This is a genomic window from Streptomyces sp. NPDC002125 (assembly GCF_053593715.1).
Genome location: NZ_JBSFDD010000033.1, coordinates 58,715 through 77,052, shown reverse-complemented (window position 1 = coordinate 77,052; position 18,338 = coordinate 58,715). Strand labels below are relative to the sequence as shown.

Sequence of the window (18,338 nt, the reverse complement as noted above, 5' to 3'; positions counted from 1 at the left end):
GGGCTCCGGCCGGGCCGGTGGCCCCGCTCGGAGCCCTCGGTACGGCGTGCGGCGGAGCCCTCACGAGAGCAAGGGGCGGGCCCCTCCCCTTGGCGTGAGAAAGGTGCTGAAGGCGACCAGATCCACACGTAACCCATCAGTCACAATCCGTTCGTGATCAGGCAACACCGTTCGGTCACAGTAGGAGACATGACTGATGTGACATCCGCGAAGAGTGCCCGCCGTCCGCACCACTGGCGGCGGGACCTGATCGAGCTGGCCGCACTGTTCACGGCGGTCGCCGTGGCCGACGCGATCGCCAATCTGATCGGGCACCAGCCCGACGGGCCCTATCTCCTCGGAGCCTCGGCCGTGGCCCTGATCGCCACGGCCGCGTTCCACACATGGTGGGCACGCAGGCACAGCCACGCGCCGCCCCCGGATACCGGCGCCGGCGCGGATCCCGGGGTCGCCGCCGCCGTCACCGGCTCGGGCGCCGACGAGGTGTTCGAGACGGTGCTGTGGCGGATGCGGACGACCGTACGGGACACCCCCGGCACCCTGGCCGCCCTCTGCATCGCCCTCGCCCGCCACCGGATCGACATCCTGACCCTGCAGACCCACCCGCTGGCGGAAGGCACCGTCGACGAGTTCCTGCTGCGCGCCCCGGCGGCGCTGACGCCCCAGCAGCTGACCCGGGAGATCTCCGCCGCCGGCGGTTCCTCGACCTGGATCGAGCGCGCGGACGCCCACGACCTGGTGGACACGCCCACCCGCGTCCTCGGGCTCGCGACCCGCACCGCGCTGGACGCCGCCGAGCTTCCGCTGGCGCTGCGCCAGCTCCTCGGCCGGTGCACCATCCACTCGCTCCCTGCCCTGTCGGTCACCGGCCGCCCCACCGGGGAGAGCGCGCCGGTCGAAGGTGTCCTGGAGGACACCGTGATGCGGCTGCGCGATCCCTCGGGCGGCGTGATCACCGTCGAGCGGCCGTACCTCCCGTTCACCCCGACCGAATTCGCCCGGGCCCGCGCCCTGGTCGAGCTCGACACCCGGCTCGGCCCGCGCGTCCCGCGCAGCGAGGACATCCTCACGCTGCCGGAGGGCAACGAGATCACCGTCCGCCGCGCTGACCGCTCCGACCTCGGTGCCGCGCGTGCCATGCACGACCGCTGCTCCGAGCGCACGCTCGGCCTGCGCTACCACGGCCCGGTCCGGGACGCCGACCGCTATCTGGACCACCTGCTCAGCCCGCGCTTCGGCCGCACCCTCGCCGTGCAGACGGCCTCCGGCCGGCTGGTGGCGCTCGGCCACCTGCTCTGGGACGGGGACGAGACCGAGGTGGCCCTGCTCGTCGAGGACGACTGGCAGCGCCACGGCATCGGTTCCGAGCTCCTCGGCCGGCTGGTGGCCCTGGCCGTCGAGGCGGGCTGCGACAGCGTGTACGCGGTGACACAGGCCCACAACACGGGGATGGTCGCCGCCATGCGGGCGCTGTCGCTGCCTCTCGACTACCAGATCGAGGAGGGCACCCTCGTCATCACCGCCCGGCTGACCCCGTCCGCGGCCCAGCCGACGGCCGGTTCCGTGACACCGGCGGCACGGCCGCTCCCCCGGACCGGGCAGGCGGAACAGCAGGTTCGTCGCTGAGCGCCTGACACAGGTCGGCCCAGAGATCCTCGACGTCCTCCAGTCCGACCGACATACGCAGCAGACGGTCGCCGACACCAGCGGCCCGCCGGTCTCCCTCGGCCACGATGCGGTGGCTGATGGAGGCCGGATGCTGGATGAGGGTGTCCACGCTGCCGAGGCTCACGGCGGGTGTGATCAGCCGGACCGCCGAGATGATCCTGTGAGGGTCCCCGAAGACCTCGAACGACACCATCGCGCCGCCCACCTCCGGGTAGTGGACCCGGGCGACGCGCGGATCGGCGGAGAGCCTGCGGGCGAGTTCCGCCGCGGAGGCAGAGGCCGCGCGGACCCGTACCGGCAGTGTCGACAGACCGCGCAGCAGCAGATAGCCGGCCATCGGATGCAGGACGCCTCCGGTGGCGAACCGCACCTGCCGCAGCGTCGCCGCGAACTCCTCGTCGCAGGCGACGACACCGCCCATCACATCTCCGTGGCCTCCGAGGTACTTCGTGGCGCTGTGCAGCACGATCCTGGCTCCGTGCGCGGTCGGCCGCTGGAGCACGGGGGTGGCGAAGGTGTTGTCCACCAGCAGCGGCACCGAGCCGCAGGAGTGCGCCACGGCCCGGATGTCGATCTCGGCCAGCGTGGGGTTCGCGGGCGTCTCGACCATCACGAGGCCGGTGTCCGGCCTGATCGCGTCGGAGATTCCCGCCGGGTCCGTCCAGGTCACCTCGGTGCCCAGCAGCCCGGCGCCGAGGAGGTGATCGCTGCATCCGTACAGCGGGCGCACCGCGACGACATGGCGCAGCCCCAGGCTCGCGCGGGCCAGCAGCACGGCGGTGAGCGCCGCCATTCCACTGGCGAACGCGACGGCGCTCGCGGTGCCTTCCAGCTGGGCGAGCGCGGTCTCGAAGCGGGAGGTCGTCGGGTTGTCCAGCCGTGCGTAGACCGGCGGTCCTTCGGGCCTGGCCCCTGTGGTGGCGAAGGCGTCGATGCGTTCGGCCTCTCCACGGGAGTCGTACGAGGGATAGGTGGTGGACAGATCGATGGGCGCGGCGTGCAGCCCGAGAGAGGCGAGATCGTCGCGTCCCGCGTGCACGGCTTCGGTGGCGAGCGCCCTGGACCGGAAGGGGACCGGGGATGTCGGCGAGGAGGCTTCGGTGTCCATGCCACCAGCCTGAACAACACCCGGCCGAGTGTGCCCCGTACCCGTGTTACGTTCGCCGAATGCCTGAATCCGTCGCTCTCGATCCGGTCGATCTGCATATTCTGCGTCTGCTGCAGAACGATGCCCGGACGACCTACCGGGAGCTCGCCGCCGAAGTCGGGGTGGCCCCGTCCACCTGTCTGGACCGGGTGGCGCGGCTGCGCCGCTCGGGGGTGATCCTCGGGCACCGGCTGCGGCTCGATCCGGCCAGGATCGGGCGGGGTCTGGAGGCGCTGCTTCTCGTGCAGGTCCGCCCGCACCGCAGGGATCTGATCGGTCCGTTCGTCGAGCGGATCCGGGCGCTGCCGGAGTCCCGGGCGTTCTTCCACCTCACCGGGCCCGACGACTATCTGGTGCATGTGGCCGTGGCGGACCCCTCGGATCTTCAGCGCCTGGTGCTGGACGAGTTCACCTCCCGCCGCGAAGTGGCCCGGGTGGACACGCGGTTGATCTTCCAGCAGTGGGAGTGCGGTCCGCTGATGCCGCCCTCGTCCGGGACGCGGTCCGCCGGCGGCGCAGCCGGGACGTCCTCCGACTCCCCCGAACCGTAGAGTCCCGTTTGGATCATGGCTGAGTCCGAAGTCGGATTCCCCGTGACGGGAGGGCCCTCGCCGTACGAGGATGTCCACATGTCAGACACTTCGAGCAGCGCACTGCCGCGCCAGGTCGCCGACGCGTACGTCGACGCAATCATCGAACTCGACCCGATCACCGGTACCTATCTCGGTGTCGCGGAAAGCTCCCGCCGGCTGCCCGATTTCTCGCCCACCGGTCAGGCCGCTTCGGCCGCACTCATCCGCCGCACGCTCGCCGAACTCGACGTCGCCGAGCAGGTGCCGGGGGCGGACGCCGAGGAGGAGCGGCGCTGCGCACGGCTCCTGCGGGAGCGCCTGACGGCCGAACTCGCCGTCCACGAGGCCGAGGAGGGCCTCCGGGCCGTTTCCAACATCCACTCCCCCGCCCACAGTCTCCGTGATGTGTTCACGGCCACGCCTACCGCCACCGACGAGGACTGGGCCGCCGTCGCGGAGCGCCTGCGGGCCGTTCCGGCCGCGCTGGAGGGGTACCGCTCCTCGCTCGCGCTCGGTCTGGAGCGCAAGCTGTACGCCGGCCCGCGCCCGACCGCCACGTTCATCGGGCAGCTGGGCGCCTGGGCCGGGCAGGACGGCCCGGGCTTCTTCCAGGACTTCGTGGCCGACGGCCCGGACTCGCTGCGCGAGGAGCTGGACGAGGCAGCAGGCCAGGCCGCCGCGAGCCTGGTCGCCCTCCGGGACTGGATGCGGGACGTGTACGCCCCCGCGATCGAGGGCGCTCCCGACACCGTGGGCCGCGAGCGCTACGCCCGCTGGGCACGCCAGTTCAACGGCACGGACCTGGATCTGGACGAGGCGTACGCGTACGGCTGGTCCGAATACCACCGGCTGCTGGCCGAGATGAAGACCGAGGCCGACAAGATCCTTCCGGGCGCGGGCCCGTGGGAGGCGCTCGCCCATCTCGATGTCCACGGCAAGCACATCGAGGGCGTGGACGAGGTCCGGGTCTGGCTGCAGAGCCTGATGGACGAGGCGATCGAGGCGCTCGACGGGACCCACTTCGAACTCGCCGAGCGCGTGCGGAAGGTCGAGTCGCGGATCGCCCCGGCGGGAGGCGCCGCCGCTCCGTACTACACCGGTCCCTCGGAGGACTTCTCGCGCCCCGGCCGCACCTGGCTGCCCACGATGGGCGAGACCCGCTTCCCCGTGTACGACCTGGTGTCGACCTGGTACCACGAGGGCGTGCCGGGCCACCATCTCCAGATCGCCCAGTGGACGCATGTCGCCGAGAGCCTCTCGCGCTACCAGGCCTCGGTCGGCCAGGTCAGCGCCAACGCCGAGGGCTGGGCGCTCTACGCCGAGCGGCTCATGGACGAGCTGGGGTTCCTGCCCGACGCGGAGCGCCGCCTCGGTTATCTCGACGCGCAGATGATGCGTGCCTGCCGGGTGATCGTCGACATCGGCATGCACCTGGAGCTGGAGATTCCCGCGGACTCGCCCTTCCACCCGGGTGAGCGGTGGACTCCGGCTCTGGCGGAGGAGTTCTTCGGCAGCCACAGCGGCCGTCCCGCCGATTTCGTGGAGAGCGAGCTGACCCGCTATCTGTCGATGCCGGGGCAGGCGATCGGCTACAAGCTGGGCGAGCGTGCGTGGCTGCTGGGCCGGGAGAACGCCCGTAAGGCGCACGGCGACGCGTTCGACCTCAAGGCCTGGCACATGGCTGCCCTGTCCCAGGGCTCGCTGGGCCTGGACGACCTGGTGGACGAGCTGTCCCGGCTCTGACCCCTGCCGGGCCGGGGCCTGGCGGGGTCCCGAGATCCCGGAGGGCCGGGGGGCGGCCCGAGGCCGAGGGGGCCGGCGATCGATCGCCGGTCCCCTCTTCGCCGTTACCGTCACCACGGGAACGGCCGGGGTCGAGGCGCCGCCGCCGGGAAGCGGGCGGGACACCCCTCCCCCGCCGCCCGGTCAGCCGCTGAGCGCGCCCGCCACCCGGTGGCGCACCGCCGAGCCGTGGCGTTCCTTCACCACTTCGAGCTGGGCGGGGATCCGGCGGCGCAGGTCGGCCACGTGGCTGACGATGCCGACGCTGCGATCGCGTTCGCGCAGCGAGTCCAGGACGTCGAGCACCTCGTCCAGGGTCTGGTCGTCGAGGCTCCCGAAGCCCTCGTCGATGAACAGCGTGTCCAGTCGTACGCCGCCCGCCTCGTCGGTCACCACATCGGCGAGGCCGAGCGCGAGGGCCAGCGAGGCGAAGAAGGTCTCACCGCCGGAGAGGGTGGCCGTGTCACGCTCCCGGCCCGTCCAGGAGTCGACGACGTGCAGCCCGAGCCCCGCCCTGCGGCCTCCGCTGCGCTCGTCGGAGTGGACCAGGGTGTAGCGGCCCGAGGACATCCGCTGGAGCCGGGCCGTGGCAGCCGCGGCCACCTGTTCGAGGCGGGCGGCCAGTACGTACGCCTCCAGCCTCATCTTCCGCTCGTTGTCGGCCGATGTGCCGGCGGTGAGCCCGGCGAGGCGGGCCACCCGGTCGTACTCCTGGCGCAGCGGCCCGAGAGCTCGTACGTCGTCCTCGGCCCGGCGGGAGAGCCGGTCGAGTTCGGCGCCGCGCTCCCGCGCCGCGGAGTGTGCGGCGGCGCTGTCGCGCAGGAGCATCACGGACAGCTCGTGGGCTTCACGCGCGGTGTCCGGTGTCGCGGGCGGACGGTCGGCCGCCGCCCTGGCGTCCTCCTCGGCAAGCCGGTCGGCAACCGCGGCGGCCTCCGTCTGCCAGGCGTCGATCCGGTGCTGGAGCTCCCGCTGCGCGGTGTCGCCGAGCAGCTTCGCGGCGGCGGCCTCCGGGGTGTCGAACCCGGCCCGGAACGCGGCGTCCGCCAGCCGGCCGTCGGCCTCCTTGAGCCGCTCGGCGGCACGCTGTTCCTCCCGGAGGGCCTCCGCCGCCCCCGCGAGCAGACCGATACGACGCTCCAGCAGGTCGGCGTGCTGAGCGACGGAGTCGCAGGCGCCCCGCGCCTTGGCCAGCTCGGCCTCCAGCGCGGACTGCTCACGGTCGAGCGCTTCCCGCTGCGAGGTGCGGGCGGCGGCGCGGCGCTCCGCCTTCTGCCGGTCGTCGAGCCGGCCCAGATGCTCGCGCTCGGCGGCGGCGAGGGCTTCCCTGGCACCGTGTGTTCCTGCGGCCAGGCGGTGTGCGTCCATGTGCTCACGGGCCAGCCGGTCAACGGACTCCTGCAGCTCGGCGACGGATACGGGGGTGCGGTCCTCCGGCACGGGAAGACCGCCCCCGGCCGCCGGCAGCGGTGCGCCCGCGTCCTCCGGTTCCTCCGCCTCCGAGCGCGCCGCGGCGAGTCGCTCACGCAGTACTACGAGCTCGCCCTCGGCCTCGGCGCGCGCCAGGTCGGCCCGCTGATGGGCGGCGAGGGCCGCCTCCTCGGTAGCCCGGTCCACGTGACCGTCCTCGGCCCGGGCGGGCTCCGGGTGTTCGGCCGAGCCGCACACGGTGCACGCCACTCCGTCGACGAGCCGGCCCGCGAGCTCCGCCGCGATCCCCCGCAGCCGCTGTTCCCGCAGCCCGAGCCACTTCTCGTGCGCGGCCACCGCATGCTCCCTGGCCGCCGTGAGAGCGGCCGCCGCCGTCTCCGCCTGTACGGAGAGGGCGTCGCGCCTCCGTGCCGCGTCCAGCCTCCTGCGTGCGGGGCCGAGCCGGCCGGCCAGCTGTTCCGCCCTGGTCGCCGCGTCCTGCGCGGTCTCGACGCGTTCCCTGAGGCTCCGGTGCGTCACGTCCCAGCCGGCCAGCCAGGTCTCCGCCTCCTGGATCAGCTCGTCGTCGGCGCGCGACTGCCTCTCCAGGCCGGCCCGTTCGGCGTCGATGTCCCTGCTGCGCCGTTCCGCCCGGCGCGCGGCGTCGAGTGCGCCCAGCTCGGCCCGGAGTCCGCGTTCCCTCTCGGCGAGCTGGTCGAAGCCCGCTTCGGCCAGGGCGGGAGGCAGCTCGGCCCGGGAGCGCTCGCGGGCGGCCAGAGCCGTGCGGTGGGCGCGGTCCGCCTCGTCCCGCAGGCCGAGCGCGGGGGCGACCAGGTCCGCCTTGCGCGCGCGGGTCAACTGCTCGTGGCAGCGGTCGCGTTCGGCGCGGCGCTCCTCCAGCCCGGCCGCGCGGCGGCGGGTCTCCTCGTACCTCTGCTGGAGCCGGGCCAGCTCGGTCTCGGCTTCGAGTGCCTGGCGTGCGGCGGTGTTCCGGCCCTCCGCCTCGGCCAGGACGCACTGGGCGATGTCAAGCCGTTCGCGGGCGCCGCTGCGTGCGACGGCGGCCCACCGCAGGACGCCCTCGGCGAGTCCTGGTTCGCCGGGGCGCTCCGCGGGCTGTGCCATCTCGTCCGCCGCGGGGCCGGCCGCCTGCGCGATGCGCTGGGCGAGGGCGAGGACCTGTTCGTCCGCCGCCTTCACCCGGGCCTCGGCCATGCGTCGCAGCTCGGCCAGGCGTTCCTCGACGGCCGCGAACCGGCGGGTGTCGAAGAGCCGGCCGAGCAGCTTGCCGCGTGCCTCCGCGTCCGCGCGCAGGAACCGCGCGAAGTCGCCCTGGGGCAGCAGCACTACCTGGCAGAACTGGTCACGGCTCATCCCGATGAGCCCGCCGATCTCCTCGCCGATCTCCTGGTGGGAGCGGCTGAGCGCCTTCCAGCCGTGCTCGGTGTCGTACTCGCGGAGCCAGCTCTGGGCCTTCTCGGTGGTGAAGCCGCCGCCCCGCTTCTTGGGCCGGGGCTGGGCGGGCCGTCTGGTGATCTCCAGCCGGCGCCCGCCGACGGTCAGCTCCAGGCACACCTCGGTCGGCAGGTCCACCGGGGCGTGGTCACTGCGCAGCGAGGTGCCGGGGCTCTGCCGGGCGCCGGGCACCGTGCCGTAGAGCCCGTAGCAGACGGCGTCGAGCACGGAGGTCTTGCCCGCCCCCGTCGGTCCGTGCAGGAGGAAGATCCCGGCGGAGGAGAGCGCGTCGAAGTCGACCTCCTGGGTCGCGCCGAAGGGCCCGAACGCGGTGAGGGTGAGCTTGTGCAGCCTCAACGGGACACCTCGCCGATCACGTCGTCGATCCGTACGTCGTCGAAGGCGGCGCGCAGCACCGTCCGCTCCCGTGCGCTGGGGCCGCTTCCGCCGCGTACATGGGCCACGAAGTCCTCCGCGATCTGCTGGTCGTCGCGGCCCCTGAGCCGCTGGGCGTACGAGGCGGAGGGGTCGTCCGGGGCGCGCTCGGGTTCGAAGACGAGGCTGAGGGTGTGCGGAAAGCGTTCGAGCAGGCGGGCCATCGGCTCCTCGGGCCGCGCGGGGTCGGTGAGCGTGGCCTCCACCCAGGCATCCCTGTGCCGGTCGAGCGCGGGATCCTCCAGGAGGGCTTCCAGGCGTCCCCTGAGCCGTGCGAGCGGGCGGGGCACCGGGCATTCCACGCGTTCGGCCACGAGGTCGCCGCCGGCGGCGAGGTCGATCAGCCACATCGTCTTGCGGTGCGTGTGCTCGGAGAAGGAGTACGCGAGCGGTGAGCCGGAGTAGCGCACGCGTTCCGTGACCGTCTGGCAGCCGTGCAGGTGGCCGAGCGCCACGTAGTCGACGCCGTCGAAGACTCCGGCGGGGACCGCGGCGACACCTCCGACGGTGATGTCGCGTTCGCTGTCGCTGGGCTCTCCGCCCGCCACGAAGGCATGGGCGAGGACCACCGAGCGCGTGCCGTCGGGCCGGGTCGCGAGATCGGCGCGCACCCGGTCCATGGCCGCGGTGAGGACGGCTTCGTGCCCCGCCTTCGAGGCGCCCAGGCTGTCCTTGACGAGCGCGGGTTCCAGATAGGGCAGCCCGTAGAACGCCACGTCACCCCCTTCGGGGTCCGGCAGCACGACCGGGGTGGCGCAGTCGGCGGGGTCGGTACGCAGATGGATGCCGGCCCGCGCGATGAGCCCCGCGCCGACGCCGAGCCTGCGGGCCGAGTCGTGGTTTCCGGAGATCATGACGGTCGGCACACCGGCGGCGGCGAGCCGGTGCAGTGCGTCGTCGAAGAGCTGGACGGCCGAGAGCGGCGGGACGGCCCGGTCGTAGACGTCGCCCGCGACGACGACCACGTCGACCGACCGTGCCCGGACGGTGTCCACGAGGTGGTCGAGGTAGGCGGCCTGGGCGTCGAGCATCGGGACACGGTGGAACGACCTCCCCAGATGCCAGTCCGAGGTGTGCAGAATCCTCACGACATCACTCCGACGGCTTCGACCCGCATGTTCCTCTTCCTCCGCCCCCAGGACCCCACAGGTCCGGCACTCGCCCACCCCGGAGATCCGCGGCGGACCCGACCACGCTAATGCCGTCCGGCCCCGGACCCCTCATCCGCCTCGGACGTCCCCGTACGCCTCGCCACCCAGTTCGAGCGTCGCAGTGCCGGCCGTGGCGTCCGCCAGCCAGGCCCTGAAGCCGTCGACCTCGGCGTCGGGCAGCCCGACCCCGATGGTCACCGCCTCGGCGTACGACACCTCGCGCACGTCCACACCGGTGGCGCGCAGATCGTTCTCCAGCTTGCCCGCCCGCTGGTGGTCGACGGTGACGGTGGCCAGCCTGAATCGCCTGCGGGTGGTCGTGCCCAGCGCGTCCAGCGCCTCCCCGACCGCCCCTCCGTACGCCCGGATCAGCCCGCCCGCGCCCAGCTTGACGCCGCCGAAGTAGCGCGTGACCACGGCGACGACGTACCGCGTCTCGCGGCGCATGAGCATCTGGAGCATGGGGACTCCCGCCGTCCCGCCGGGCTCCCCGTCGTCGCTGGCCTTCTGCACGGAGGCGTCGGCGCCGATCACATAGGCGTAGCAGTTGTGGTTGGCGGTGGGGTGCTCCTTGCGGACGCGTGCGACGAACTCCTGCGCCTCCTGCTCGGTGGCGGCGGGGGCGAGCGCGCAGAGGAAGCGCGATCGGCTGACCTCGGTCTCGTGCACGCCCGCGCGGGCGACGGTGCGGTACTGCTCCTGCATCAGGCCACCCTATGCGCCGGTCCGTCCTGCGGATTCACCCTCCCGTGGGGAATGCGTAGGGCGGGCCGTCCGTTCTCCGGGCATGTACGCAGACGATGAGACGATCCGCAGGATTCTCCAGGACTCGGGCGACACCTGGGCGGTGGTCGGCCTGTCCGGCAACCGCTCCCGCGCGGCCTATGGGGTGGCGGGGGTCCTCAAGGCCTACGGCAAGAGGATCGTGCCGGTGCACCCCAAGGCCGAGACGGTCCACGGCGAGCAGGGCTATGCCTCCCTGGCGGACATACCTTTCCCCGTCGACGTGGTGGACGTCTTCGTCAACAGCGACCTGGCCGGGGGCGTGGCGGACGAGGCGGTGGCGGCCGGCGCGAAGGCGGTCTGGTTCCAGCTCGGGGTGATCGACGAAGAGGCGTACGGGCGCACACGCGCGGCGGGGCTCGACATGGTGATGAACCGTTGCCCGGCGATCGAGATACCCCGGCTCAAGCACACCGCCTGACCGGCGTCTCCGGCTGAAGCGTCGCGCCCGGCCGGCTGAAGCGTCGCGCCCGGCCGGCGCGTCCGGCTGAACCGCACGCCCCGGTCGCGCCCCCGCAGCGCCGCAGCGCGCCTTCCTGTCCGGAAGGAGTGGTGCCGCAGTGGCTCCCGGGCGGGGAGAATGTGGGCTGTGACACAGCGACTCCTTCTCGGCGGTGAGCGCGCCGCCACTCAGCTGGACGGGCTGGGTGTGCGGGGCGGCGGCGTCCTGCTGGTGCACTGCTCGATGCGTTCCGCGGGCGGCGACGCCGAGACGATGGCGGGCGCCCTCCGCCGGGCTCTGGGGCCGGAGGGGACGCTGGTCGTCCCCGCCTTCACCCCGGAGAATTCGGACACCTCGCGCTCCTACCTGGACCGCGTCCACGGATTGAGCGAGCAGGCGCGTGCCGCGGTGCGCGCGACGATGCCTCCGTTCGACCCGGCGGTGTCTCCCGCACGTGCCATGGGCGCGCTGGCCGAGACGGTGCGGCTGACTCCCGGCGCGCTGCGCAGCGGGCACCCGCAGACCTCGTTCGCCGCGATCGGCCCGGCGGCGGACGAGCTGCTCGCGGGCCACCGCCAGGACTGCCACCTCGGCGAGGACTCCCCCCTCGCCCGGCTGTACGAGGCGGACGCGCAGGTCCTGCTGCTGGGCACGGGCTTCGAGAGCTGCACGGCCTTCCATCTCGCGGAGTACCGCCTGCCAGCCCCGGCCCGCCGCCTCTACCGCTGTGTGGTGGCTCCGGAGGGCAGACGCCGCTGGTGGCAGTACGAGGACATCGAGCTGGACGACAGCGACTTCCCCGCACTGGGGCACGACTTCGTACGCCGGGCCGCCGAGGGATCGGTGCGCACGGGCGCGGTGGGCTCGGCCCCAAGCCGCCTGTTCCGCTTCCGGGCGGCGGTGGACTTCGCCACAGGGTGGCTGAAGGAGCACCGGCCCGGCACCGGCTGAGGGCGGCGGTCCAGCACCGGCCCGGCACCAGCTGAGCGCGGCGGCCAGCACAGGCTGAGCGCACCGGCCCGGCACCGGCTCAGCGCCGGTCCTCCCGCGCCGCCCGGTCCACCGGATGTCCCGCTCGGCCGGTCCGGGGTGCCAGGCCGCTCCAGGTCGCCCGGTTCGTCGCCGGGCCCCGTCGCGAAGGGGCGTCCCCGTCCGGGCCTGCCCCGTCGCCACGGGGCCGGACTCAGACCCCGAGGCCCTCCACCAGGACCGCGCCCGGCAGTGCCGCCAGGGCCTTGCCCGGGACGATCAGCTTGCCGCGGCGGCTGCCGCTGCCGATCAGGACCCATTCCTCGTCGGCCACGGCGGGGTCGAGCAGCAGGGGCCAGCCGGCGGGGAGCCCGATGGGAGTGATCCCGCCGTACTCCATGCCGGTCTCGCCGACCGCCGTGTCCATCAGGGCGAACGACGCCTTGCGGGCCCCGAGATGCCTGCGTACCGTCCCGTTCACATCGACGCGGGTGTGCGACAGCACCACACACGCGGCAAGGGTGACTTCTCCGCCCCGCTTGCCCGCCACCACCACGCAGTTGGCGGACCGCTTCAGCAGGTCGACGCCGTAGTGCTCCGTGAAGACGGCCGTGTCGGCGATCTCCGGGTCCGTGTCGACATGGACGACCGATTCGGCGGGGACACCGCCCCAGCCCTCCGCCACGGCCTTCGCGACGGGCGGGGTGAGCAGTTCCAGCCGCTCGGCTGCGGGAGAGGCATCGGCGAAGTCGCCCAGGGGTGCGTGCATGCCGCCACGCTAACAGCCTTCGCCAGCGACCCACTTACCCTCCCTGCGGACCGGTGGGATGGACACCGCCATGGTGAGTTCCATGGGGACGGCGCCCTCGTTGCGGTAGATGTGCGGCACATGGGCCTCGAACGTCGCCGAGGTGCCCGCCGGCACCGCGTGCGCCTCACCGTCGACGACCAGCGTCAGCTCGCCCGCGGTGACATGGAGGAGCTCCACCGTCCCGACCGGGTGCGGGTCGGAGGCGCTCCCTTCACCGGGCATCAGGCGCCAGCTCCAGAGTTCGATCGGCCCCCGGGCCTCCGTGCCCACCAGCAGCATGGTCGAGCTGCCCGCCTCCGTGGACCACAGGCGCACCGCCTGGCTCGCGGGCACCAGACGCACCTGCGAGCCCTGCTCGTAGTCGAGCAGGGTGGTGATGCTGACCCCCAGCGCGTCGGCGAGCTTGACGGTGGTGCCGATGCTCGGGTTCGTACGCGCCTGCTCGATCTGGATGATCATGCCCCGGCTGACCCCCGCTCGGGCCGCGAGTGCGTCCAGGGTGAAGCCGCGCTCGCCCCGCCAGAGCTTGAGGTTGCGCGCGAGCGACTGGGTGAGCTGATCGAGGTCAGACACGTTCCGTCCAATATTCTGGATGCCAGGGTCGAAAATAATGCACTACGGTGTGGTGTACCCACGACCACCGCACTGTACTGCGAGGCACCGATGACAGCACTGTTCGCCCTGGCCACGAGCCTGCTGTGGGGCCTGGCCGATTTCGGGGGCGGCGTGCTCACCCGGCGTACCCCCGCCCTGACCGTGGTGGTCGTGTCGCAGTGCATCGCCGCCGTGGTGCTGGGTGCCGTGGTGCTCGCGACCGGCGCCTGGAGCGAGGCAGGAGGCCTGCTCTGGTTCGCGGTGGCGGCGGGTGCGGTGGGCCCTGTGGCCATGCTCAGCTTCTACAAGGCCCTGGCCCTGGGCCCGATGGGCGTGGTCTCGCCGCTCGGCTCCCTCGGCGTCGCGGTCCCGGTCGGAGTGGGCCTGCTGGTCGGCGAGCGGCCCGGACTGCCGCAGTTCGCGGGGGTGGCGGTCGCCGTCGTGGGGATCGTCCTGGCCGGAGGGCCGCAGCTGCGCGGAGCGCCGGTCCAGCGCCGGGCGGTCGTGCTGACCCTGGTGGCCGCCTTCGGCTTCGGCACGGTGATGGCTCTGATCGCGGAGGCGTCGACGACCGTGACCGGCCTCTTCCTCGCCCTCTTCGTCCAGCGCGTCACGAACATCGCGGTCGGCGGCACGGCGCTGTACGTCTCGGTGCGCCGCGGCGGACGCGCGCTGCCCGAGGACGGCGGGGCCGCCGTCGTGCGGGCCGCGCTCCCCGCGCTGGCGTTCGTCGGGCTAGCCGATGTCGCGGCCAACGGCACGTACGCGATCGCCGCCCAGCACGGTCCGGTCACCGTGGCCGCCGTGCTGGCCTCGCTGTATCCGGTGGTGACGGCGCTCGCCGCGCGAGGCGTGCTCCGCGAGAGGATGCGCGGAATCCAGGCGGCGGGAGCCGGCCTCGCCCTGATCGGCACGGTTCTGCTGGCGACGGGCTGAGTGCCCGCCCGGGGACCGGCCGGCGGAGGGGCTCAGGCCCCTTCGGCCGGCTTTTGCTCCAGGAGCGCCACAGCGGCCAGCTGTTCGGATGTGATCCCGTCGGGAATCGGCACGGGTGCGGGCGTACGCAGGGGCGGCTGCCAGCCCGCCTCCGGGTCCCAGCTGCGCACGACCCGGGCGGGCGCGCCCGCCACCACCGCGTGGTCGGGGACCTCACCCCGCACGACGGCTCCCGCCGCGACCACCACGTTGCGGCCCAGTCTGGCCCCCGGGAGGATCACCGCGCCCGTGCCGATCCAGCAGCCGGGCCCGATCACGACCGGCTCCATGCGCGGCCACTGCTTGCCGACCGGCTCGTGCGGATCGTCGTAACTGTGGTTGGTCGAGGTGATGTAGACGTACGGACCGCAGTAGGTGTCCGAGCCGATCGTCACCGTCGTGTCAGCGATGACATGACTGCCCCTGCCGAGCACCACGCCGTTGCCCAGGGTGAGGATGGGATCGGAGCCGAGGTCCAGATCGGGCATCAGGCCGGCGGTGAGCGTGACCTGTTCCCCGATGATGCAGTGGTCCCCGAGCTCGATCCAGGGCTCCCCGAACACCGTGCCCTGCGGGAAGGCGAGCCGGGTCCCCGCGCCGATCCGGCCGAAGCGGAGACGTCCCGGGTGCTGCGCGGTGACCGCCCCGTTCTCCTGCGCCCAGGCCCAGACACGGTGGACGGCGCGGGACGTGACACCACGTCGTCGGCGGGCCAGGGAGGAGAACATGTTCCGGTTCTTCGGCACCCGCTCACGGTAGTCGGCCCTGCGGCGACGGGTCCGCGCGGCGGGCTGTGATGTTCACCCCACCTGCCCGGACCACCGGGAACGTCCATTACGGTTCGTGCCGAGCAAGGGGCGCCGAGCGCACCACACCCACCGGAGGAGCAGGCGATGGCAGAGCGGGCATTGGTCACCGGCATCGGCGGCAAGGAGCCGGACATCGACGCGGACGCCTTCCTCGCGCCGACCTCGGTCGTCATCGGCGAGGTGTCGATGGCAGCGGGCTCCAGCGTCTGGTACCACGCCGTGCTGCGCGGCGACGGAGGGCCCATCTCCCTCGGGCCCGACAGCAACATCCAGGACAACTGCAGCGTGCACACCGACCCGGGCTTCCCGCTGACGGTGGGCGCCCGGGTCTCGGTCGGCCACAACGCCGTGCTGCACGGCTGCGTCATCGAGGACGACGTCCTGGTCGGCATGGGGGCCACCGTGCTCAACGGCGCGCACATCGGCGCCGGTTCGCTGATCGCGGCACAGGCCCTGGTGCCTCAGGGGATGCGGGTCCCTCCGGGCTCCCTCGTGGCCGGCGTACCCGCGAAAGTGAAGCGGGAGCTGACCGCCGAGGAGCGCGAGGGCATCGCCTTCAACGCCGCCGGTTACGTGGAGCTGGCGAAGGCGCACCGCGCGGCGCACCAGGGCTGACCGCCACCGCCCGGGGGGCGAGCGGACCGCCCCCGGCCCCGGGCCGCACCCGGTCGATCGTCCCCCGGCCGGTCGTTCCCGGGGAACGTGTCGGGGTCGCGCGCCCGGCCGTCGCCCCCAGGCCCCGCGCCCGGACGTCCCCGGGCACCGCGTCGGGGCAGTCGGCCGCGGGCAACGCGTCGGGGCAGCCGTCCCCGGGCACCGCGTCGGGTCAGCCGTCCCCGGCACCGCGTCGGGTCAGTCGGCCGCGGGCACCGCGTCGGGCGCGGCGACCGTCAGCGGGCCGTCCGCCTGCTCCGCCTGCTCCGCGGCCTTCTTGGCCCGGTTCCTCAGTACGAGCATCGAGACCAGGCCGATCAGCACGGCGGCGAGCAGGCCCAGCCAGGAGAAGCGCTTCAGCCAGGCCTCGGCGACGACTCCCACCGAGTAGATGACGGCGGTCGTGCCGCCGGCCCAGACGATCCCGCCGAGGATGTTGGCGATCAGGAACTTCCAGTACGGCATGCGCAGGACACCGGCCAGCGGGCCGGCGAAGATCCGGAGCAGCGCGACGAAGCGGCCGAAGAAGACCGCCCACATGCCCCACTTCTCGAACGAGCGCTCCGCCATGGCGATCTGCGGCGCCCCGAAGTGCTTGGGGAACTTCCCGCCGAGCCAGGCGAGCATCGGGCGCCCGCCCTTGCGCCCGATGGCATAGCCGATCGAGTCACCGATGATCGCTCCGGCCGACGCGCAAGCGCCGAGCACGACGGGGTCGACCTCGCCGTGCTGGGAGGCGAGGAGCGCCGAGCTCACGAGGATGATCTCGCCCGGCAGCGGGATGCCCAGGCTCTCCAGCCCGATGACGACCCCCACCAGGAGGTAAATGCTGACCGCGGGTACGGTCTCGAGCCACTCCTGGACGTGCAACGCCGGTCCCTCCCGTAAGAAATCTGCCGCCGCGCACCACGGGTGGTGCACGGCGGGCAGCCTACCGGTCCGGCCGGCACGAGCGTCCGCCGCGGCCCCCGGACGCGGACCGCGTGACCGGCCGGCCATGTACCGCCGGGACCGGCAGTTCGAGGACGGCCCGGAGATGCCGGCCGGAGATCAGCTGTTCGGGCGCAGGGTCCAGACCACGCTCATCTGGCTGGTGACGGCGCCGTCGGCCCGCCGGATCTCCACGCTCACGGGGAACTCCGGGCGCTTGCCCGCGTCGAGCTCGGCGACGACCTCGGCCACGGGGCGGCCGAGCACCGCGGTGGCGGTGAGATCGCCCATGGCCACCTTCTTGAAGGCCATCTCCGTGGTGACGGGCAGCGGAACGGCCCGTGCCATCTGGTCACCGAACGCGGCGACGACGATCGCGCCGCTCGCCGACTCGGCGAGCGTGAACATCGCTCCGGCGTGCGGTCCGCCGAGGTGGTTGTGGTATTCGGCCTGGTCCTTCAGGGAGAGGACCGCGCGCTCCGCGGTCGTCTCCAGATACGTGATGCCGAGGGTCCGGACCATCGGGACGCTCGCGGAGAGGATGTCGCCGACTGTCATCTCTTCAGTGCTCATGGCGTGATGTTACTAACGGGTAGCAGGCTTTGACCATCCCCTCACAGGGGCGGCCGTAGCAGCGGGTACCCCCGTCCCTCTATGGTTACTGGCCATGTGGCCAGGACAGCAGCCGCCCGGGGGCGAGCAGAACCCGCAGGACCAGAATCAGAACCCGTACCAGCAGCCGGGGTACCAACAGCCGAATCCCTATCAGCAGCCGGGATATCAGCAGCAGGGTCAGCCCGGACAGCAGCCGGGGTGGCAGCACAATCCGTACCAGCAGCCGACCGTGCCGCAGTACGCCGTACAGGGCGGCGGGCCGGGCGGACCGCAGCCGGACGACAAGAAGAAGACGACGATCGTCGCCGTCGTCGCGGCCACCGCGGTCGTCGTCGCGGCGGTCGTCACCGGTGTCGTCGTGATGAACAAGGACGACGAGGGCAGCTCGACCGTCGCCGACGACAAGAAGTCGTCCGCGTCGCCTACGGCGAAGCCGTCCGACGCCGCGTCGTCCCCCGTCGCGAACCCGCGGGGCGGTGAGGACGCCGCGCCCTCGATTCCGGGCTGGAAGGTCGTGACCAACCCCAAGTGGGGCACGCAGTTCGACGTTCCCGGCGACTGGGAGGTCGCGGGCACGGGTGTGTTCTCGGGCTTCGAAAACGTGAAGGACCCGACCGGTCCGCCGGCCGCGGGCTTCTCGGCACCGGCGTACTACAAGAGCAAGTGGTGCGTGGACGACGCGGACAAGGACGGGTCCAAGGAGGACACCGGCCTCGCGGGTGTCGGTACCAAGGGGGCCCAGGGCGCCAAGAGCACGGACGAGGCCGCCACCAACGAAGCCGCCAACTGGGTCTGGGCCGCCTACGCCCAGGAGGACCCCAAAGAGAAGGTCAAGATCGGCAAGGCCGCGCCTTACACGACCAAGTCGGGACTCTCGGGCAGCGTCGTGACGGCCACCGCCACCGGGCTGGCCAACAAGGACAAGTGCGACACCGACGGCAAGTCGATCGCGTTCAGCTTCAAGAACGGCAAGGGCGAGTATTCGACCTGGGTCCTCTACGCCAACGCCGGTGTGGACGACGAGTTGCCGGACACGACGGTCCAGAAGATCCTCAGCACGGTGCGCCTGGCGGAGGGCGTGGAACCCACCTCCTGAGCCCTGGGCGCACCCCGCCCATTTGGCGACCGGGGCACCG

At 72.8% G+C, this 18,338-nt stretch carries 17 protein-coding genes; 8 read left to right on the top strand and 9 right to left on the bottom strand.

The genetic code is table 11. The features are described from left to right. The first annotated feature begins 198 nt into the window (after window positions 1-198). Window positions 199-1,626 (top strand): GNAT family N-acetyltransferase, encoded by a 1,428-nt coding sequence (locus ACWCQM_RS36100; RefSeq protein WP_450919313.1) that lies wholly within the window; start codon window positions 199-201, stop codon window positions 1,624-1,626. Here the strand turns inward: ACWCQM_RS36100 and ACWCQM_RS36095 are convergent. Beyond that, on the bottom strand, window positions 1,517-2,776 hold the full coding sequence (locus ACWCQM_RS36095) for a trans-sulfuration enzyme family protein (protein WP_450919298.1): 1,260 nt from the start codon (window positions 2,774-2,776) through the stop codon (window positions 1,517-1,519). The two genes, ACWCQM_RS36100 and ACWCQM_RS36095, sit on opposite strands and share 110 nt — an antisense overlap. 59 nt (window positions 2,777-2,835) lie before the next feature. Here ACWCQM_RS36095 and ACWCQM_RS36090 point away from each other — a divergent pair, with 59 nt between their 5' ends. After that, window positions 2,836-3,366 (top strand): Lrp/AsnC family transcriptional regulator, encoded by a 531-nt coding sequence (locus tag ACWCQM_RS36090; RefSeq protein ID WP_450919297.1) that lies wholly within the window; start codon window positions 2,836-2,838, stop codon window positions 3,364-3,366. A 78-nt stretch (window positions 3,367-3,444) separates the two neighbouring features. Next, the gene (locus ACWCQM_RS36085; RefSeq protein ID WP_450919296.1) at window positions 3,445-5,130 is read left to right on the top strand and encodes a DUF885 domain-containing protein; all 1,686 of its coding nucleotides are present in this window, start codon (window positions 3,445-3,447) and stop codon (window positions 5,128-5,130) included. A 183-nt stretch (window positions 5,131-5,313) separates the two neighbouring features. On the opposite strand, the gene ACWCQM_RS36080 is transcribed toward ACWCQM_RS36085, so the two are convergent. From ACWCQM_RS36080 to ACWCQM_RS36070, 3 genes are all read right to left on the bottom strand, one after another. After that, complete coding sequence (locus ACWCQM_RS36080; RefSeq protein WP_450919295.1) at window positions 5,314-8,391, bottom strand: AAA family ATPase; 3,078 nt, start codon at window positions 8,389-8,391, stop codon at window positions 5,314-5,316. Continuing rightward, window positions 8,388-9,557: an exonuclease SbcCD subunit D gene (locus tag ACWCQM_RS36075; protein WP_450919294.1), complete on the bottom strand. Its 1,170-nt coding sequence runs from the start codon at window positions 9,555-9,557 to the stop codon at window positions 8,388-8,390. The genes ACWCQM_RS36080 and ACWCQM_RS36075 overlap by 4 nt, the downstream gene beginning before the upstream one ends. A 132-nt stretch (window positions 9,558-9,689) precedes the next feature. After that, window positions 9,690-10,325, bottom strand: coding sequence for a YigZ family protein (locus ACWCQM_RS36070; protein WP_450919293.1), 636 nt, complete (start codon window positions 10,323-10,325; stop codon window positions 9,690-9,692). Between the two features lie 82 nt (window positions 10,326-10,407). On the opposite strand from ACWCQM_RS36070, the gene ACWCQM_RS36065 reads away from it, so the two are divergent. Both ACWCQM_RS36065 and ACWCQM_RS36060 read left to right on the top strand, forming a co-directional pair. Next, window positions 10,408-10,824, top strand: coding sequence for a CoA-binding protein (locus ACWCQM_RS36065; protein ID WP_450919292.1), 417 nt, complete (start codon window positions 10,408-10,410; stop codon window positions 10,822-10,824). A 159-nt stretch (window positions 10,825-10,983) separates the two neighbouring features. Continuing rightward, window positions 10,984-11,796 (top strand): aminoglycoside N(3)-acetyltransferase, encoded by an 813-nt coding sequence (locus ACWCQM_RS36060; protein WP_450919291.1) that lies wholly within the window; start codon window positions 10,984-10,986, stop codon window positions 11,794-11,796. Window positions 11,797-12,028: 232 nt separating this feature from the next. On the opposite strand, the gene ACWCQM_RS36055 is transcribed toward ACWCQM_RS36060, so the two are convergent. Together ACWCQM_RS36055 and ACWCQM_RS36050 are read right to left on the bottom strand one after the other, a co-directional pair. Then, window positions 12,029-12,583 carry a YbaK/EbsC family protein gene (locus tag ACWCQM_RS36055; RefSeq protein ID WP_450919290.1) on the bottom strand — a complete coding sequence of 185 codons (555 nt, stop codon included), beginning with the start codon at window positions 12,581-12,583 and terminating at the stop codon, window positions 12,029-12,031. 9 nt (window positions 12,584-12,592) lie between these two features. Further along, window positions 12,593-13,198 (bottom strand): helix-turn-helix domain-containing protein, encoded by a 606-nt coding sequence (locus ACWCQM_RS36050; RefSeq protein ID WP_450919289.1) that lies wholly within the window; start codon window positions 13,196-13,198, stop codon window positions 12,593-12,595. Between the two features lie 90 nt (window positions 13,199-13,288). Here ACWCQM_RS36050 and ACWCQM_RS36045 point away from each other — a divergent pair, with 90 nt between their 5' ends. Next, window positions 13,289-14,155 (top strand): EamA family transporter, encoded by an 867-nt coding sequence (locus ACWCQM_RS36045; RefSeq protein ID WP_450919288.1) that lies wholly within the window; start codon window positions 13,289-13,291, stop codon window positions 14,153-14,155. Between the two features lie 32 nt (window positions 14,156-14,187). Here ACWCQM_RS36045 and ACWCQM_RS36040 read toward each other — a convergent pair whose 3' ends face one another. Beyond that, complete coding sequence (locus ACWCQM_RS36040) at window positions 14,188-14,940, bottom strand: acyltransferase (RefSeq protein WP_450919287.1); 753 nt, start codon at window positions 14,938-14,940, stop codon at window positions 14,188-14,190. Window positions 14,941-15,087: 147 nt separating this feature from the next. On the opposite strand from ACWCQM_RS36040, the gene ACWCQM_RS36035 reads away from it, so the two are divergent. Continuing rightward, entirely contained in the window at window positions 15,088-15,618 is a 531-nt protein-coding gene (locus ACWCQM_RS36035; RefSeq protein WP_450919286.1) for a gamma carbonic anhydrase family protein, read from the top strand. Window positions 15,619-15,855: 237 nt separating this feature from the next. On the opposite strand, the gene ACWCQM_RS36030 is transcribed toward ACWCQM_RS36035, so the two are convergent. Further along, the gene (locus ACWCQM_RS36030; RefSeq protein WP_450919285.1) at window positions 15,856-16,527 is read right to left on the bottom strand and encodes a DedA family protein; all 672 of its coding nucleotides are present in this window, start codon (window positions 16,525-16,527) and stop codon (window positions 15,856-15,858) included. Between the two features lie 180 nt (window positions 16,528-16,707). Next, a complete protein-coding gene (locus ACWCQM_RS36025; protein ID WP_450919312.1) occupies window positions 16,708-17,145 on the bottom strand; it encodes a DUF4442 domain-containing protein in 438 nt (145 codons plus the stop codon). 109 nt (window positions 17,146-17,254) lie between these two features. Here ACWCQM_RS36025 and ACWCQM_RS36020 point away from each other — a divergent pair, with 109 nt between their 5' ends. Beyond that, entirely contained in the window at window positions 17,255-18,298 is a 1,044-nt protein-coding gene (locus ACWCQM_RS36020; RefSeq protein ID WP_450919284.1) for a hypothetical protein, read from the top strand. Window positions 18,299-18,338: the final 40 nt, after the last annotated feature.

What these genes read in the sequence shown, in the direction of transcription:
- ACWCQM_RS36095 (WP_450919298.1), bottom strand. Translation starts at nt 2,776, where the DNA reads ATGGACACCGAAGCCTCCTCGCCGACATCCCCGGTCCCCTTCCGGTCC.
- ACWCQM_RS36085 (WP_450919296.1), top strand. Translation starts at nt 3,445, where the DNA reads ATGTCAGACACTTCGAGCAGCGCACTGCCGCGCCAGGTCGCCGACGCG.
- ACWCQM_RS36045 (WP_450919288.1), top strand. Translation starts at nt 13,289, where the DNA reads ATGACAGCACTGTTCGCCCTGGCCACGAGCCTGCTGTGGGGCCTGGCC.
- ACWCQM_RS36020 (WP_450919284.1), top strand. Translation starts at nt 17,255, where the DNA reads ATGTGGCCAGGACAGCAGCCGCCCGGGGGCGAGCAGAACCCGCAGGAC.
- ACWCQM_RS36090 (WP_450919297.1), top strand. Translation starts at nt 2,836, where the DNA reads ATGCCTGAATCCGTCGCTCTCGATCCGGTCGATCTGCATATTCTGCGT.
- ACWCQM_RS36055 (WP_450919290.1), bottom strand. Translation starts at nt 12,583, where the DNA reads ATGCACGCACCCCTGGGCGACTTCGCCGATGCCTCTCCCGCAGCCGAG.
- ACWCQM_RS36035 (WP_450919286.1), top strand. Translation starts at nt 15,088, where the DNA reads ATGGCAGAGCGGGCATTGGTCACCGGCATCGGCGGCAAGGAGCCGGAC.
- ACWCQM_RS36070 (WP_450919293.1), bottom strand. Translation starts at nt 10,325, where the DNA reads ATGCAGGAGCAGTACCGCACCGTCGCCCGCGCGGGCGTGCACGAGACC.
- ACWCQM_RS36065 (WP_450919292.1), top strand. Translation starts at nt 10,408, where the DNA reads ATGTACGCAGACGATGAGACGATCCGCAGGATTCTCCAGGACTCGGGC.
- ACWCQM_RS36060 (WP_450919291.1), top strand. Translation starts at nt 10,984, where the DNA reads ATGTGGGCTGTGACACAGCGACTCCTTCTCGGCGGTGAGCGCGCCGCC.
- ACWCQM_RS36025 (WP_450919312.1), bottom strand. Translation starts at nt 17,145, where the DNA reads ATGACAGTCGGCGACATCCTCTCCGCGAGCGTCCCGATGGTCCGGACC.